Source organism: Marinobacter sp. DUT-1 (assembly GCF_050379415.1).
Lineage (GTDB): Bacteria > Pseudomonadota > Gammaproteobacteria > Pseudomonadales > Oleiphilaceae > Marinobacter.
In genome coordinates this window covers 311,974-326,066 of record NZ_JBNRLS010000004.1, presented here as the reverse complement: position 1 = coordinate 326,066, position 14,093 = coordinate 311,974, and the positions used below count along the sequence as shown (strand labels likewise).

At 58.0% G+C, this 14,093-nt stretch carries 11 protein-coding genes; 8 read left to right on the top strand and 3 right to left on the bottom strand.

Annotation, left to right across the window (positions count from 1 at the left end):
• Nucleotides 1-122: 122 nt before the first annotated feature.
• Both rho and ACQUTG_RS14720 read left to right on the top strand, forming a co-directional pair.
• The gene (gene rho / locus ACQUTG_RS14725; protein WP_428920132.1) at nucleotides 123-1,031 is read left to right on the top strand and encodes a transcription termination factor Rho; all 909 of its coding nucleotides are present in this window, start codon (nucleotides 123-125) and stop codon (nucleotides 1,029-1,031) included.
• Between the two features lie 211 nt (nucleotides 1,032-1,242).
• Nucleotides 1,243-1,737, top strand: a complete 495-nt coding sequence (locus tag ACQUTG_RS14720) for a gamma-glutamylcyclotransferase family protein (RefSeq protein ID WP_428920131.1) — start codon at nucleotides 1,243-1,245, stop codon at nucleotides 1,735-1,737.
• Here ACQUTG_RS14720 and ACQUTG_RS14715 read toward each other — a convergent pair.
• Together ACQUTG_RS14715 and ACQUTG_RS14710 are read right to left on the bottom strand one after the other, a co-directional pair.
• Nucleotides 1,734-2,774, bottom strand: coding sequence for a succinylglutamate desuccinylase (locus tag ACQUTG_RS14715; RefSeq protein WP_428920130.1), 1,041 nt, complete (start codon nucleotides 2,772-2,774; stop codon nucleotides 1,734-1,736). The two genes, ACQUTG_RS14720 and ACQUTG_RS14715, sit on opposite strands and share 4 nt — an antisense overlap.
• Entirely contained in the window at nucleotides 2,771-4,255 is a 1,485-nt protein-coding gene (locus ACQUTG_RS14710) for a hypothetical protein (protein WP_428920129.1), read from the bottom strand. The genes ACQUTG_RS14715 and ACQUTG_RS14710 overlap by 4 nt, the downstream gene beginning before the upstream one ends.
• Nucleotides 4,256-4,505: 250 nt before the next feature.
• On the opposite strand from ACQUTG_RS14710, the gene ACQUTG_RS14705 reads away from it, so the two are divergent.
• From ACQUTG_RS14705 to ACQUTG_RS14680, 6 genes are all read left to right on the top strand, one after another.
• Nucleotides 4,506-5,495 (top strand): NAD-dependent epimerase/dehydratase family protein, encoded by a 990-nt coding sequence (locus ACQUTG_RS14705; RefSeq protein ID WP_428920128.1) that lies wholly within the window; start codon nucleotides 4,506-4,508, stop codon nucleotides 5,493-5,495.
• Nucleotide 5,496: 1 nt separating this feature from the next.
• A complete protein-coding gene (locus tag ACQUTG_RS14700; RefSeq protein ID WP_428920127.1) occupies nucleotides 5,497-6,891 on the top strand; it encodes a glycosyltransferase family 2 protein in 1,395 nt (464 codons plus the stop codon).
• Nucleotides 6,888-8,693 carry a tetratricopeptide repeat protein gene (locus ACQUTG_RS14695; RefSeq protein WP_428920126.1) on the top strand — a complete coding sequence of 602 codons (1,806 nt, stop codon included), beginning with the start codon at nucleotides 6,888-6,890 and terminating at the stop codon, nucleotides 8,691-8,693. Before ACQUTG_RS14700 ends, ACQUTG_RS14695 begins: the two co-directional genes overlap by 4 nt.
• A 104-nt stretch (nucleotides 8,694-8,797) precedes the next feature.
• Nucleotides 8,798-9,448, top strand: a complete 651-nt coding sequence (locus ACQUTG_RS14690; RefSeq protein WP_428920125.1) for a DUF998 domain-containing protein — start codon at nucleotides 8,798-8,800, stop codon at nucleotides 9,446-9,448.
• 66 nt (nucleotides 9,449-9,514) lie between these two features.
• Nucleotides 9,515-10,279, top strand: a complete 765-nt coding sequence (locus tag ACQUTG_RS14685; RefSeq protein ID WP_428920124.1) for an SAM-dependent methyltransferase — start codon at nucleotides 9,515-9,517, stop codon at nucleotides 10,277-10,279.
• A 135-nt stretch (nucleotides 10,280-10,414) separates the two neighbouring features.
• Nucleotides 10,415-11,065, top strand: a complete 651-nt coding sequence (locus tag ACQUTG_RS14680) for a class I SAM-dependent methyltransferase (RefSeq protein WP_428920123.1) — start codon at nucleotides 10,415-10,417, stop codon at nucleotides 11,063-11,065.
• 149 nt (nucleotides 11,066-11,214) lie between these two features.
• Here ACQUTG_RS14680 and ACQUTG_RS14675 read toward each other — a convergent pair whose 3' ends face one another.
• Nucleotides 11,215-14,058: an AMP-binding protein gene (locus ACQUTG_RS14675; protein WP_428920122.1), complete on the bottom strand. Its 2,844-nt coding sequence runs from the start codon at nucleotides 14,056-14,058 to the stop codon at nucleotides 11,215-11,217.
• Nucleotides 14,059-14,093 lie beyond the last annotated feature (35 nt).

The following is a 14,093-nucleotide window of genomic DNA, read 5'->3' as shown; positions in this document are numbered from 1 at the left end:
CAGCCCATTTCGAAAAATATCTATCAAACAAGAGCCATCAAACAGCTATGACGAGACAGACATTAAGCTTGACCCGGAAACCAAATAAAGACGCTAAACCAGTGGCTAAGGAAGCCGAAGCTATGGTTGAGGTTGAAGGTGAGGCTGATCCACAAAAACGTTTTTTAAACGGTGTGGCTATCAATCCAACGCCGGGGATTCGCCTGGAGTCAGGTTCAGAAAAACTCACGGTGCGCGCGATGGATTTGATCACGCCGATTGGAATGGGGCAGCGAGGTTTGATAGTTGCACCGCCGGGGTCTGGAAAATCGACGATTTTAAAAGATATTTGTCAGGCGGTGGGAAAGGCGTATCCCGACATTAAACTTTACGCGTTATTGATAGATGAGCGACCCGAAGAGGTGACTGATTTCAAGCGTAGCGTCCCGGCTGAGGTACACGCTTCTTCTTCGGATGAAAGCTATGCTCATCACGCTCGCGTTGCCGATGAGCTTCTTGATATCGCCCGCCAACAAGCTGGCGAGGGTCACAACGTCATGATTGTGATTGATTCTCTCACGAGGCTTGCGCGTGTGCACAATGCGGAGCGAAAGAGCAGCGGTCGTACTATGTCTGGCGGGGTTGATGCGCGAGCGATGGAGATCCCGCGGAGGTTGTTTGGCTCTGCACGAAACCTTGAGAATGGCGGCTCGCTTACCATTTTGGCAACCGTTTTGGTTGATACCGGCAGCCGTATGGACCAGGTTATATTTGAGGAATTTAAAGGCACGGGGAACATGGAGCTGGTTTTATCAAGAGACGTTGCGAATCAGCGAATCTTCCCCGCGCTGGATATTTCAAAAAGCAGTACACGCCGTGAAGAGCTGCTGTTGGATCCGAAAGATTTGGACAAAATAAGAGCGTTGCGCCGAGCGCTTAGCGGTCTCAAACCGCTAGAGGGCACAAAAAGGCTGGTTGAGCTGCTTGAGAAGTACCCCACAAATGCCGAGCTTCTGAAAAACCTCCCCGGGACGCCCATCGATTGCGCATAACCCCCTCTTTTGGGTTGGTCCGAAGGATGAAGAAGCCTAACCAGGCAATGGAAGGAGCTCTAATGACTGATCATTTGGGTTCTTGTCTGTGCGGCACCGTGAGTTTTGAGGTAAAAGGTGATTTCGACAGTTTTTACCTGTGCCATTGTCTGGCAAGCCCAAAAGAGAAGCTACGGCCGTCACACCCTGGCATTAACCGCACGGAGACATCGTGAAGTATTTTGCCTACGGATCAAACATGTCACTCCCAAGATTGAAGGCGAGGGTCCCCAGTGCCGAGAGAATCGGTATGGTCACGCTTGTCGAGCATTCTCTCCGGTTTCACAAGTTGAGTAGAAAAGATGGTTCGGCAAAATGCGACGCGCTGTTCACCGGGAATCCCGATGACTACATCATTGGTGCACTGTTCGAAATACCGGTTTACGAGAAAGGCCCGCTGGATAACGCCGAGGGGTTGGGTTTCGGCTATGAGGAAAAACGGGTTACGGTAACGGATGCTCAGGGGAATTCCCTTGAAGCGTTTACCTACTATGCAACCGATACCGATCCGTCCTTGCTGCCTTACTCCTGGTATGTGCATCACGTCATCTACGGCGCGAGGGAAATCGGGGTTCCAGCCGACTATCTCGATACCGTGCTAGCCACAAAAAGCCGGGAAGATCCCGATAGAGAAAGAGATGCCAGAGAGCGGGCAATATACCGTTAAAAAATCGGTTCGCCCGTTGCCTTGACCGCATAGAACAGACAGTCACTCTTCGCGATAACCGGGTTGGTGGTAATCATGAAGGCTTTGAGGGCCTGGGCGGGGTAGATCTGCCCATTCCTGACCCGAAGAACCTGTTCCATGTTCTCCGTCCGGTTGTGGCTGATCGCCGTGAGTATGCCAAGGCCTTTTTCTCCAACCCATCCCAGAGGCTCGTCCGGGGAAACAATTCCGAAATTGCGGTGTTCGATGTCTGGCGGAAAGGTGAGGTCAGCCTGACCGCTTGGCTCAAGGCGGTATTCGATGGTCGCTTCAGGCGCCAGCTCCACCCGGATCGGATTTCGCAGTACGGCGACGTCCCACTCCGCTTTTTCCAGCGACAACACGTCGGGTCTTGAGGTGTACCGAACGAGTCCCTCGTACGCCAGTTCATGGGCCTGATCATCCTCGGCCCCGCCACACTCGATGGTTACCGTGGGTACCTCCTGTTCTGAATATTCCATTAGTGCTCCCAGGCGAAGATCCGTCATGATGAGGCGGTCGGTGAAGAGGGAGGTTAGCGCCTGATGGGCAGCGTCATTGGTGATGGTCACAGCGAAGGCAGGGCCTGTGCCTGAGGTGTTGTGCACGTCCAGCAGGCATTCAGGTTGCGCCTTGTGAAGCTCTGCCAGCATGGCTTGTGCGATGGCTCCTTCCTCGCCCTCGAATGGTTCCTTGAAACACCGGTTGAGGTCGCGTCCTTCGTGCAGCTGGCGAAATGAAAATGCTGGTGGAATTTTTGCGGGATAGACGCCTCCGAGCAGAAACAGCATGTTGACCTCGGGCGTGTGCTGCTCAATCAGCCACCGGTGAAGCGCAAACAGACCCGAAGGCTCGTTGCCGTGAAGAAGCGTTGCCATGGCCCGGGTACGGGAGCGATCCCGACCGGCCACCCGAATCACCGTGGGTTTGCGCAGTCGGTCCAGCCACTCAAGGGGGGAGCGCCCCAGCGTTTGGGGTGACGGGTTATTGAGATACTCAAGTACGTTCGAATTGCTCACGGTGACAGTGTCCATTCATGGAGCGGCAGGTTTTTTTTCTGGTTGGCCATGTAACGAAACAGCATAGTCCTGAATGCCTCATCGGGGCTCAGGGACCTGAATAAAGACTCGGTGATATGGCGCTGCCACCGGGCGCCGGACATGGCGGTTTCAATGCGGCCTTCGATGATTCCCAGCAGACGGTGAATTTCCGCCTCGTCCACGGCTGTTTGTTGCAATGCCTCCCGGGCGCGGGGCAGCAGCTCGCGGGCCACGGTTAGCAGGGGCGTATCCTGCAACTGAACCTGATCCTTGTGCGGCCAGATGATGTCTGCGCCGATACCGTCTTTGGCGGCGCGGTAGAAATTGTGTTCGGTGTAATGGAAGGGGAGTATGGACGTCAGATGACGGATGTCATCGAGCACGGCCAACGCAGCCCCGATCACGAACAGTCCGTTGGCACACATATCGACGGCAGTCGGACCTGCCGGCATGGAACGAATCTCGATGCGCAGATGGCCGCCGGCGGAGTCATCGTAGATGGCCCGGTTCCATGGCCAGGTGGTGCCCTGATGCAGGCGCAGTTCGGAAAGTTTTGGCACCTCGCCACGATCAATCACCGCCATGGGATCTTCATCCGACATCAGTGGAATGATCGGCGGATACAGCGATGCGGAGGCCGCAAACAATTCCCAGGCGCTGTGTATCCAGCCGTTGCCATAATAGACCCGTGGCGGATGGCGCCAGGTTTTGCGATTGGGGGATCGGCTGTCGATGGATTGCTTGAACAGGGCAATCCGGGTTTCGTCCCAGAGGTGGTGGCCAAAGAGGCTGGGCGAATTGCTGGCCAGGGCCAGAACAATCGGCGTGACCAGCTGAATTGAATTGAAATAGTCGGCGAAACGGTGGGCGGGCACACGCCAGTGCAGCTGGAACGAGGTATTGGCCCCTTCCATATAGACGTCGTCGGCCTCCAGGTTGATGACATCGTTGCCACCGATATGGATGCTGAATGGCTCGCCCCGTTGCTTGAGCAGCGCCCTGGATAGGGCATGATAGCGGGGCTCATCCGTCATCACATGCGCGCCCATATCGGACTGGCGAAGTGTGGGCAGAATGCCGATCGGTACCAGCTCCCCATCCAGTGGTGCGGCGTGCTGGTTGATTCGCCGGATGGCTGCGAGCAGCTCACGCTCCGTCCTGGCAAACGGATCTCCCTTGAAAGCCTGGGGGCTGAGGTTGTATTCGAGATTGAAGCGGTTGAGCTCAACGGTCAGTTGCGGGTCCTGAACGCTGGCGGCGATTTCTGTGTTGATGGGTTGAACGTTCAGATCACGGTTTACGATGTAGAACTCGACCTCGGCTCCGATGGAACTCTCTCCCTCACCAAAGCCGGGCCGGTCCAGAAGACGAGTGAGTGCCGTAAGGTCGGTCCGGACCTTGGCAGCAAACCGTTCAAACTCTTCCGGCGCAAATTCTGTTGTTTTGATCGACAGTCCCACGGTAAGTCGTCTCTAGCACTGACTTACCTTGATAGTAGTGGAAGATGCGCCCGGCACCAGCCCTGGTTACGCAGACTCTCAGGAATGGATTGTCCCTGGCGTTTTGCCGGTGATCATTTTCTTGCCTTGAAGCAAAAATGGACAGATCAAGCTGTGAAAGAATCACTCTTGAGCTATCCTGATGTCCGAAACTGACACAAAATAGTGACAGCATTCCCGCTATAGCTGAGTTTTGATAACGGAGTGTCCCTTGCACATACTCGTCACCGGTGGCGCCGGTTTTATTGGCTCCAACATTGCTGAATACCATCTCAAACGGGGCGACAAGGTACATGTGGTAGACAACCTCAGTACCGGCTCGGAAGCCAATGTCGCCGCTTTCATCGGAAATCCCAATTTCCGGTTTGACCAGGCGGACATCGTCACCTGGGATGGCCTCGACACGGCCGTTGCCTGGGCGGACCGTATCTACCATATGGCGGCGGTGGTGGGTGTGTACCGGGTGCTCAGCGAGCCGGTGGGTACCATGGCCACCAACATCGCCGGCACCGAGCGTCTGCTACGGTCAGTGAACCGTGACAGCTGGGCGCCGCAGGTGATCCTCGCCTCCAGTTCGGAGGTTTATGGCCCGCACACAGAACCGAGGTTGACCGAGGACGACTCCCTGATCATCCAATCTGGCGCCCCCCTGCGCTGGAACTATGCCATCAGCAAGCTGGCGGACGAGGGCTTTGGCCTGGCCTATGCCCGGGAACACGATATTCCCGTGATCATCGCCCGTTTCTTCAATACCGTGGGACCACGGCAAACCGGCCGCTACGGAATGGTGGTGCCCCGCTTCGTCCAGAAAGCCGTGGCCAATGAGCCGATTACCGTGTTCGGAGATGGCGAGCAGTCCCGCTCCTTTTGCGATGTGCGGGATACGGTCGTCGCGCTCGACCGCCTGGCTTCCATGCCGGATCTGCCCAACGGTGAGATCGTCAACGTCGGCAGTGATCGGGAAATCAATATCAATGAGCTCGCCCGGCTGGTGATCGAATGCGCCGGGAGCCGCTCGACCATCAAGCATATTCCCTACCGGGAAGCCTATGGCGCGGAGTTCGAGGATATCCGCCACCGTCGCCCTTCGCTGGAAAAACTCCGCCGGCTCACCGGCTTCGAACACGCCTGGACCCTCGAGGAAACCCTCAGGGATCTGATCAACCGGGCCCGCGAACAGATCACCGAAGGAGAGAAGTAGTATGGCAACCGCGCCCTGGTTCGTCATCGGTCCCAGCACGCTGGTTGCCTTCATCGGCCTGATGCGCGGGCCGGACAAAACCCCGCCCGAGAGCTCGGAGGACTGGCACGATGCCACTGTGGATGTGGTCATTCCAGCGCTTAACGAGGAGCAGAATATCCTGCTGGCTCTCAGTTCCATCGCCCGCCAGAGCCTCAAGCCCCGCAAGGTGGTGCTGGTGGATGACGGCAGCACCGACAGGACGGCCGAAGTTGCCCGTGCCTTCGGCGAGGATCTTGGCCTGGACCTGGAAGTGATCCGGCGGGAAGAATCGATCGGCAAGACCCCGACCGTCAAACGCGAGGCGAGGGACCTGGATGCCGATGTGGAGGTCGTCCTCGATGGCGACACCTTCCTGGAATCGGAGAACTACATCGAGCGGCTGGTCCAGGAAATCTATAAGGCCCCCGGCGTGGCTTCGGTCTGCGGCGTGGTGCAGCCGATGCGGGAAAAGGACCGCCGCACGATCAGCGATGAGCCGCCCCTGAAAGGCTTCCTGGAGAAACACGCAAACTACGTTACTCCGCGTCCCGGTGCCTGGCACCGTTTCAACCGGGCCATCACCAACTTCTATCGCGGCATTCTCTATACCTTCCTCCAGCGCTTCGTGTACCGGGGCCAGATGACCGTGTTCGGCAGCATTATCAATCCCGTGGGGTGTGCCGTGGCCTATCGCCGCGAATACCTCAAGGAGCTGTTCGATTACTACGAACCAATCCTGGGGGACGACCTGACCAACTCCGAGGACATCTTCATCGGGTTTGCGTTGCTGAACGAGGGTTACCGCAACGTACAGCTGCAGGATGTCACGGTACGCTCACTGGAGCCGGAGTTCCCCCGGCTGGCCCATCAGCTGTACTTCTGGTCTTCCAGCTTCCTGCAGAGCTGCTACTACTTTGACGGCCTGTTACGCAGCCCCTTCAAGGGCTTCCGCCGCTATCGCCAGAAGCATGAGGCGAAGCAGTATGAGGAAAAGCATCCGGATACCCGTGACCACATCCACCGGCGCGGTGAACCGTACCGGCAGCCCTGGGGGCAGGGGTACACCAAAAAATACGGCCGGCCCATGGGCTGGGCGGTCTTCATGGCGGCGCTGGAGAAGATCGCCTTTCCCACGGCCCTGCTGATCATGTTGATTCTCCAGTTATGGGAGCCGTTGCTGATTACCTTCCTCGCCGAGATGACACTGGTGATCCTGATCCTCATGTTCAATGCCCCGGGCCACCGGTTCCGGGCCTTCTGGGAGGCCATTGCGGTGACTCCGCTACGCTACGGCAGCCTGCTGTTTGATGCCGTCAACATCGGGCGCTTTGCAACCGATCTCTGGATTACCCGTAACCGGAGGTGGCGCAAATGAAACAACTCGTTGCCGGATTGCTGTTGTCGCTTTGTGCCGGTGTGCTGACGGCCGCCCCTGCCGTGCCCGAGGCGGGTCTGAAGGCCGAGATGGCCGGGGAGTGGGAGAGTGCGCTGACGGTCTACCGGTCGGTGCTGGAGCAACAGCCCCGACGGGTGGATCTCTGGCTGCGGATGGCCGATATCTACCATCGACTGGAGCGCCCGGACGAAGCGATTGACGCCCTGGAGCAGGCCACACAGCTTGCCCCGGACGACGCCGCCCTTGCGTATCGTTTGTCCCGCGCCTATGCCATGGCAGACCGCCCCCGGGATGCCCTGGAGCAATGCCTGAACGCGGCGGGGCTGGAGCCGACCAACGTGGAGTACCTGCATGCCTGCCTGCAGCAGGCCAACTGGGCTCGCGATCGCGCGGCGGCGCACGCCAGTATCCAGTCACTGCTGGAACTGGCGCCCGGCGACCAGGAAGCCCTGCGCAGCCGGGCGCTCTGGCACCAGTGGATGGGTGAGTACCCGGAAGCGGCCACCGCTTATGACGACTACCTGCAGTACTTTCCGGACGACCACGATGCCGCCGTGGCCCGGATTCAGGTATTGAGCTGGGCCGGCGACCGGGAAGGCGCCACCGAAGCCCTCGCGGAGTACCGGACCCGCTTCGGAGACACCGACGAGTACCAGCGGGCCAAAGCCCAGCTGCTGCTGCAACGCGGTCGGTTCTATTCCGCCTCCGATCTGCTCACGCCCCTGGCAAAGCGCCACCCGGACGACTACGACATCCATTTTGCCCGAGTTTTGGCCACCCGCGCCTCCGGCCAGCCCTCCGAAGCGCTGGGAAGTCTCGCGGTGATGGAAAAGCTGAAGCCGGAGGAACCGGAGACCCGTGAGGTTGGCCGGGTAACCCGCGCGCCCCTGCGTTCACTGGTGGGCATCACCGGCGATCATCAGTTTGACGCCGATGACATCCGGATCACTACCGGTACCGTGTTTGGTGAACTGGCGCTGACCCCGGAGACCCGCGTGCTGATGGGATACAGTGCCCGCCGGGTTAGCACCCGGGAGGATTCGGAATTCGAGGCGGACGACGGCGACCGCAACACCATGGATTACGTCGGCTGGGTAGGTGCCCGCCACCAGCTGCACCGCCGCCTTGAAGTGGAGGCGCGGGTAGGCCGCGGCAATATCGAAGGCGGTGGCGACTATGGCCATTACCGTCTGGAGGGCAACTGGTATCCCCACGACGACCTGATGCTGCAGCTGTCCCGGGAACGCTCGCTGTATGCGCTCTCGCCCCTGTCGGTCTCCCGCGAGATTGTCGAAACCGAAAACCGCCTGCGGGTTGTATGGCATCCGTACCCGCTCTACCAGGTGGAAGGCTGGGTCAGCGCCTCGGACTTCTCGGACGACAACAGTCGCCTGGAGTTCTACCTGGCGCCCAGCCGCAACGTCTACCAGAGCGGTCCCTGGGGCGTAAACCTGGGCCTTTCCGCCCAGCGCTTCACCTTCGACAAGGACCTCGACAACGGCTACTACGACCCGGACTACTTCAACCGCTTTGCCGGCACCGCGCTCTTCTACTGGAGCCCGAACGTGGATGACTGGGTAGGCCTGCGTACCAGCCTCGGCTGGCACAAGGACGACACTTTCTCCAGCTACGAATTCGGTTCGGATGTCGAACTCGAGGCCCTCATCGGCCGCTACCGGGACTGGCAGTTCCACGGCCGGATCGCCTATGCCGACCGGCTGCAGGAAACCGGCCGGTATTACGGTACCTCCCTTCACCTGGGTGTGATCCGGCGGTTCTGACGATTATCTATCTTTCCCTGATGGGGTGCTTCAGGCGGAGTTATGCGAACGCGATCATACAATTAGCTGTTAGGCGGCATTGCCAAGGCACGACACGTGGCATCATGGACATAGACACCAAGACCAATAAGCTGCTGTTGTGGTGCGGCATACTGTCCGGCCTCGCTTACATTGCCGTCGACCTCATAGCAAGCTTCCTGTATCCGGGCTACAGTCTCCGTGGACAGGCCGTCAGTGAGCTGTTCGCGGTCGGCGCGCCCACCAGTCGCTGGGTCGTTCCGCTGTTCAGCCTGTCCAGCGTGCTCCTGTTTGCCTTCGCTGTCGGCGTGTGGCGCACCGCTGATGCCAGGCGCCTGGTCCGTGTACTCGCGCTGACGTTCGCCGGCTCCGCAGTCGTCGGCTTGCTCATTTGGAATGTCTTTCCGATGCACATGCGAGGCGCCGAGCGAACCTTCACGGATACGATGCACCTGATACTGGCGACCAATCCGTTCGTGCTGCTGAGCCTCATCCTCGCGATCGCCGCATTTCGCGGTGGACTTCGCATCTATTCCGCGGTAACGGTTATCATCATGCTGGTGCCCGCTATCTTCGCATTCTCCTATGCGCCAGCGTTGGAGCTGAACGAACCGACGCCTTGGCTGGGCGCCACCGAACGCCTCGCGCAATATGGCTACTTGGCATGGCAGATGGTGTTGGCGATTGTCTTGTTGAGGAGACAGGATCGTTCCAGTGCGGATGCCCCGTCCTGTTGAAAGGATGTCCTGCCTTGGCGTTAGGCCTTTAGCGACCCCATTAGCACCTGTAAGGAAATCTACGCAATGGACATCCCACGCATCTTCAACATTATGGAAAGTGCGCACCGCATCCATAACCCGTTCACACCCGAAAAGCTTGCGACTCTTGGTGCAGCCCTGCATCTGGAATCGGGTACCCGGGTTCTTGATATTGGCAGTGGCTCTGGCGAGATGCTGTGCACATGGGCACGTGATTACGGTGTCATTGGCACCGGTGTCGACATGAGCCAATTGTTCACTGAGCAGGCTATACTTCGTGCCGAAGAACTGTGCGTGGACCATCAAGTCCAGTTCATCCATGACGATGCGGCAGACTATGTCTCGGACGAAAAGGTCGATGTGGCGGCCTGCTTGGGTGCTTCCTGGATCGGTGGGGGTGTCGCCGGGACGATTGAGCTTCTGGCGCGGAGCCTAAGCACTGGCGGAATCATCCTTGTCGGCGAGCCTTACTGGCGGCAATTGCCACCCACGGAAGAAATTGCCAAGGGTTGTCTGGCGACCGCAATCTCTGACTTCCTTGTGCTGCCAGAACTGGTCGCATCTTTCGGCCGCCTGGGTTACGACGTGATTGAAATGGTTTTGGCTAATCAAGACGATTGGGACAGATACGAGGCGGCCAAATGGTTCACTATGCGCCGATGGCTTGAAGCCAATCCCGATGATGAATTGGCCCAAGAGGTGCAATCCAAGTTGATCTCGGAGCCTGAGCGCTATGCTGCGTACACACGCGAATATCTTGGCTGGGGAGTGTTCGCGCTGATGCCGCGGCTCTTCCTCAAGCAGGCCTGAAAAGCCATCGAGCTACCTCAAGGATTCCGAAACGACCATGGAAATGTTCAAGAAACGCTATGCGAAGGGAGAGATTGCGCGAGAGGAATCCGAATAAGGGAAAAAGGACCTTCAAAGCTGACTGGGACAATCCGTATGAAAGACATCCTCGATGCCCAACGGCAACACTGGCAAAAGACTTTCCTCCAGAAGCCTGAAATATTTGGCAACGAACCGAGTCAACCAGCCCGGACCGCTGCGGAATTATTCGAGAAGGAAGGCAAAATCAGGATTCTTGAGTTGGGCGGTGGACAAGGACGGGACACGCTGTTTTTTGCCCGCTCAGGTTTTCGCGTTCATGTGCTCGACTATTCAGACATCGCGGTGAATACAATCGCGGAAAAGGCTCGGCGCCTGGGATTGACTGAGTCGGTCACTGCCGTACGACATGACGTCCGGGAACCGTTGCCTTTCGACGATGAATCGTTCGACGGTTGTTATTCGCACATGTTGTACTGCATGGCTCTGACTACGGCTGAGCTGGAATTCCTCTCTGCGGAAGTCAGGCGAGTCTTGCGTCCCAATGGCCTTCACATTTATACCGTCCGGCACACCGGCGATCCCGACTATGGAACGGGAATCCACCGGGGTGAGGACCTGTATGAAGTCGGTAGCTTCATCGTTCATTTCTTCAATAAGGAAAAGGTTGAGCGTTTGGCGAAGGGGTACGAGATACTGGGTGTAGATGAATTTGAAGAGGGAAAGCTTCCCCGAAAACTATTTCGCGTCATCCTACGCAAGCGATGACTTCTGGCGCACAATGTCAGCTCTGAACAAGAAGTTGATCAGGTAATTGCTCACAATCCATTGTTCTGGGTGGGGCCTTCTGATGAGCCAGGATAACCAATCGCAGCATTATTCGGGCCGAAAACGTTTAATAAGTAGCGGCAACGCTACTAGCGGAGTAACCGGTCCGGCTCGCCGCTGATCTCAAGTATGGTTTTCCGTGCGCGGTCCCGCAGCTGGACCGCCGATTTCCAGTCATCGCCTTCGGGCTGGATCGGTTCACCAATGACCACGCTCACCGGCCCGGGCCTCGGATTCCAGCGGTCCGCGGGAAGCTTGCGCCGCGTACCTCTGATGGCAAGAGGTATGACCTTTTCTTTCAGCACCGTTGCCGTCATGAATGCACCCATGTGGAAGGGTCGCAGGCCCGGTGCCGCATCGAAACTCCCCTCCGGGAAAAATACCAGCCGGCGGTTTTTGGTGTTCGCGGCAATCCGCCTTGAATCACTTACACTGCTCTGAGCGTCTGCGCGATCCACGGGTTCAATCCCCATGCGCGTCAGAAAACGCTTCAGGCCGCGAACGTTCATCAGCTCCGCCTTGGCAATGAAGCTCACCGGCACGGGAATCAGTGCGGCCAATACCAGGGAGTCGAGGTAGCTGGTGTGGTTGGAAACGATAATACAGCCCTTCGGAAGTTTCCTGAGTCTTTCGGCTGCCTCCACATTCAGCCGGGTTCCGGTGAACAGGGCCAACAACCTGGCACCCCAATGGGCTATCTGCCAGCGCAGCGGAAGACCCGGAAGGACATTGACGAGAAGCCATACCGGTATCGAAATCACGCCCAGCACCGTCCAACTCCAGGCTGAATAGAGCCAGCGGGCAGCGCTTTTCAGGCTACGCTGTCCTTGCTGGCTCCAGGTGCCACCGATCAGCCTGGCCAGCTGCCGCCACACGGGCTCGCTTTTGCGCTCAAGTTCATCTCGCTCATATCGGAGCCGGCAGTCGTTGCGCCGCAGTTTACCGCTGGAGGTCTTTGGCACTGTGTGGGGACGAACCATGAGGACCTCATCCACCTCTATGCCCAGGGAGTCCATAGCGATGCGGTGGATTTTTTCTTTGATTTCGTCGAGTTTTTTCTGGTCCCTTTCACGGGTCTCGGCGACCACTATCAGCCTTTCCCCTTCGCTTTCTCCCATTCCCGATGCAAAAGCCACAACGCAGCCGGCCCGGACCAGTTCAAGCTCGCCCACAGCCTCCTCGATTTCACCTGGGTAGATATTGCGGCCAGCCCGGACGATCAGGTCTTTGTTTCGACCGGTCAGGTAGAGTTCGCCATCGGCGATATAGCCCCTGTCTCCGGTATTCAGCCACTGGCCGTCAAAGAGCGCTGCCGTCTTGTCTTCATTCCGGTAATACCCCCTGGTCGCCGAGGGGCCGGTGAACTGCAGGTTACCCTCCTGTCGTTCGCCCAGTTCGTTGCCGTCATCATCCACAATCCGGATGTCATGGTTTGGAATGACCTTGCCGCAGGACACGAATCTGAGGGCGGATTTGTCACCGTTGGGAACCGGTTTTGCCTCCCCGTCTTTCTGGAATCTGTCCCGGTCAATGTAGTCGATGACGGGCTTCCGGGACTCCTCGGGAAAGGTCAGCGCCACGCAGTTCTCGGCCAGGCCGTAGACAGGTGCCATGGACTCGGCCCTGAATCCCCACTTGCTGAAGCGTTCGATAAAACGTGCCACCGTATCCGGGCTGACCGGCTCGGCGCCGTTGAAGGCCACACGCCAGGAGCTCAGGTCCAGCCCTTCCATGTCTTCATCATGGATTCGTTTCAGGCAGAGCTCGTAACCAAAATTGGGAGACGGCGAGAGGGTGCCGCCAAACCTGTCAATGGCCCAGAGCCAGTACTGGGGCCTGGTGAGAAAAAGCAGTGGCGACATGATTGCCAGATGCAAGCCATACCAGAGGCTGGACAGACAGGTGCCGATCAGCCCCATATCATGGTAAAGGGGCAGCCAGCTTACGAACACATCACCCTGATCCACCTGGATCACCTCGTTTCCGGCGCCTATATTGGCGAAAATATTGGCGTGGCTCAGGGATACGCCTTTGGGGTTCCCTGTGCTGCCTGAGGTGTATTGCAGGAAGGCAATGTCGTCGCCTTGGACCCCCGTTACTGGCCGGTCCAAGGAGTTTGCCCAGATTTCATCCAGCGTCAGTACATGCTTAAGGGACGGCACCATGCCTTTGACCACGGCGGCGAGCTTTTTGGCTTCTGGCACGGTGATCATGACCCGGGGCTGTGCATTGTTGAGAATCGCGGCCTGTCTTTTCAGGTGCTCTTCGATCTCTGAGGCCCTCATGGGCGGATACAGGGGAACAGGTATGGCGTTGGCATAGAGGGCGCCGAAAAAACCGTAGAAGTAGTCGTGACTGGTGGGGAGCATGAGGGCTATTGTGTCCCGCAGCTCGATGTCGTGCTGGAACAGACCATTGGCGACTCTCAGGGCGCCTTTGTGAAGATCCCCGAAGGTTAGGGATCTCACATCATCGTAGCTCTTTATCCAGTGAAGGTAGGTGCGATGAGGGTGCTCCCGTGCATGCCAGCTCAGTGCTTCCTGCAGGGTTTCAAAATCGGGAACGGAGAAATGGTCACGGTTTTCATTCCCGGCGTCGAGAGCGGCTTCGGTCTCTTTACCTCCCGCCCGGTGCCTTTCGGATTTCTTCTCTGGTTGCTCGCCCTTGAGGCGCATGACCTCATCAAGAATGTCACGGGGTGTGTCCGCCTCGCTGAGGAGCTGTTCCGGCAGCTGAACCCCGAATTTCCGCTCCACCGTTACCAGCAATTCTGCGCGGGTCAGGCTGTCCAGGCCCAGATCGCTGTCGAGCCTGCTGTCCATGGTGACTTCGGGTTGCCGCCCCCGGTTTTTCGGCATCGCCTCGGCCATGGTTTCCGAGACAGCATCTGCCATGTCTTCTTCCATGCTTCGTTGATTTCCCGGATGCGCCATGGTCCCTCCAGACACAGGGTTCATTGACGATTATA

Coding starts and splice junctions, on each gene's coding strand:
- ACQUTG_RS14700 (WP_428920127.1), top strand. CDS start 5,497: ATGGCAACCGCGCCCTGGTTCGTCATCGGTCCCAGCACGCTGGTTGCC.
- ACQUTG_RS14685 (WP_428920124.1), top strand. CDS start 9,515: ATGGACATCCCACGCATCTTCAACATTATGGAAAGTGCGCACCGCATC.
- ACQUTG_RS14695 (WP_428920126.1), top strand. CDS start 6,888: ATGAAACAACTCGTTGCCGGATTGCTGTTGTCGCTTTGTGCCGGTGTG.
- ACQUTG_RS14675 (WP_428920122.1), bottom strand. CDS start 14,058: ATGGCGCATCCGGGAAATCAACGAAGCATGGAAGAAGACATGGCAGAT.
- ACQUTG_RS14680 (WP_428920123.1), top strand. CDS start 10,415: ATGAAAGACATCCTCGATGCCCAACGGCAACACTGGCAAAAGACTTTC.
- rho (WP_428920132.1), top strand. CDS start 123: ATGGTTGAGGTTGAAGGTGAGGCTGATCCACAAAAACGTTTTTTAAAC.
- ACQUTG_RS14690 (WP_428920125.1), top strand. CDS start 8,798: ATGGACATAGACACCAAGACCAATAAGCTGCTGTTGTGGTGCGGCATA.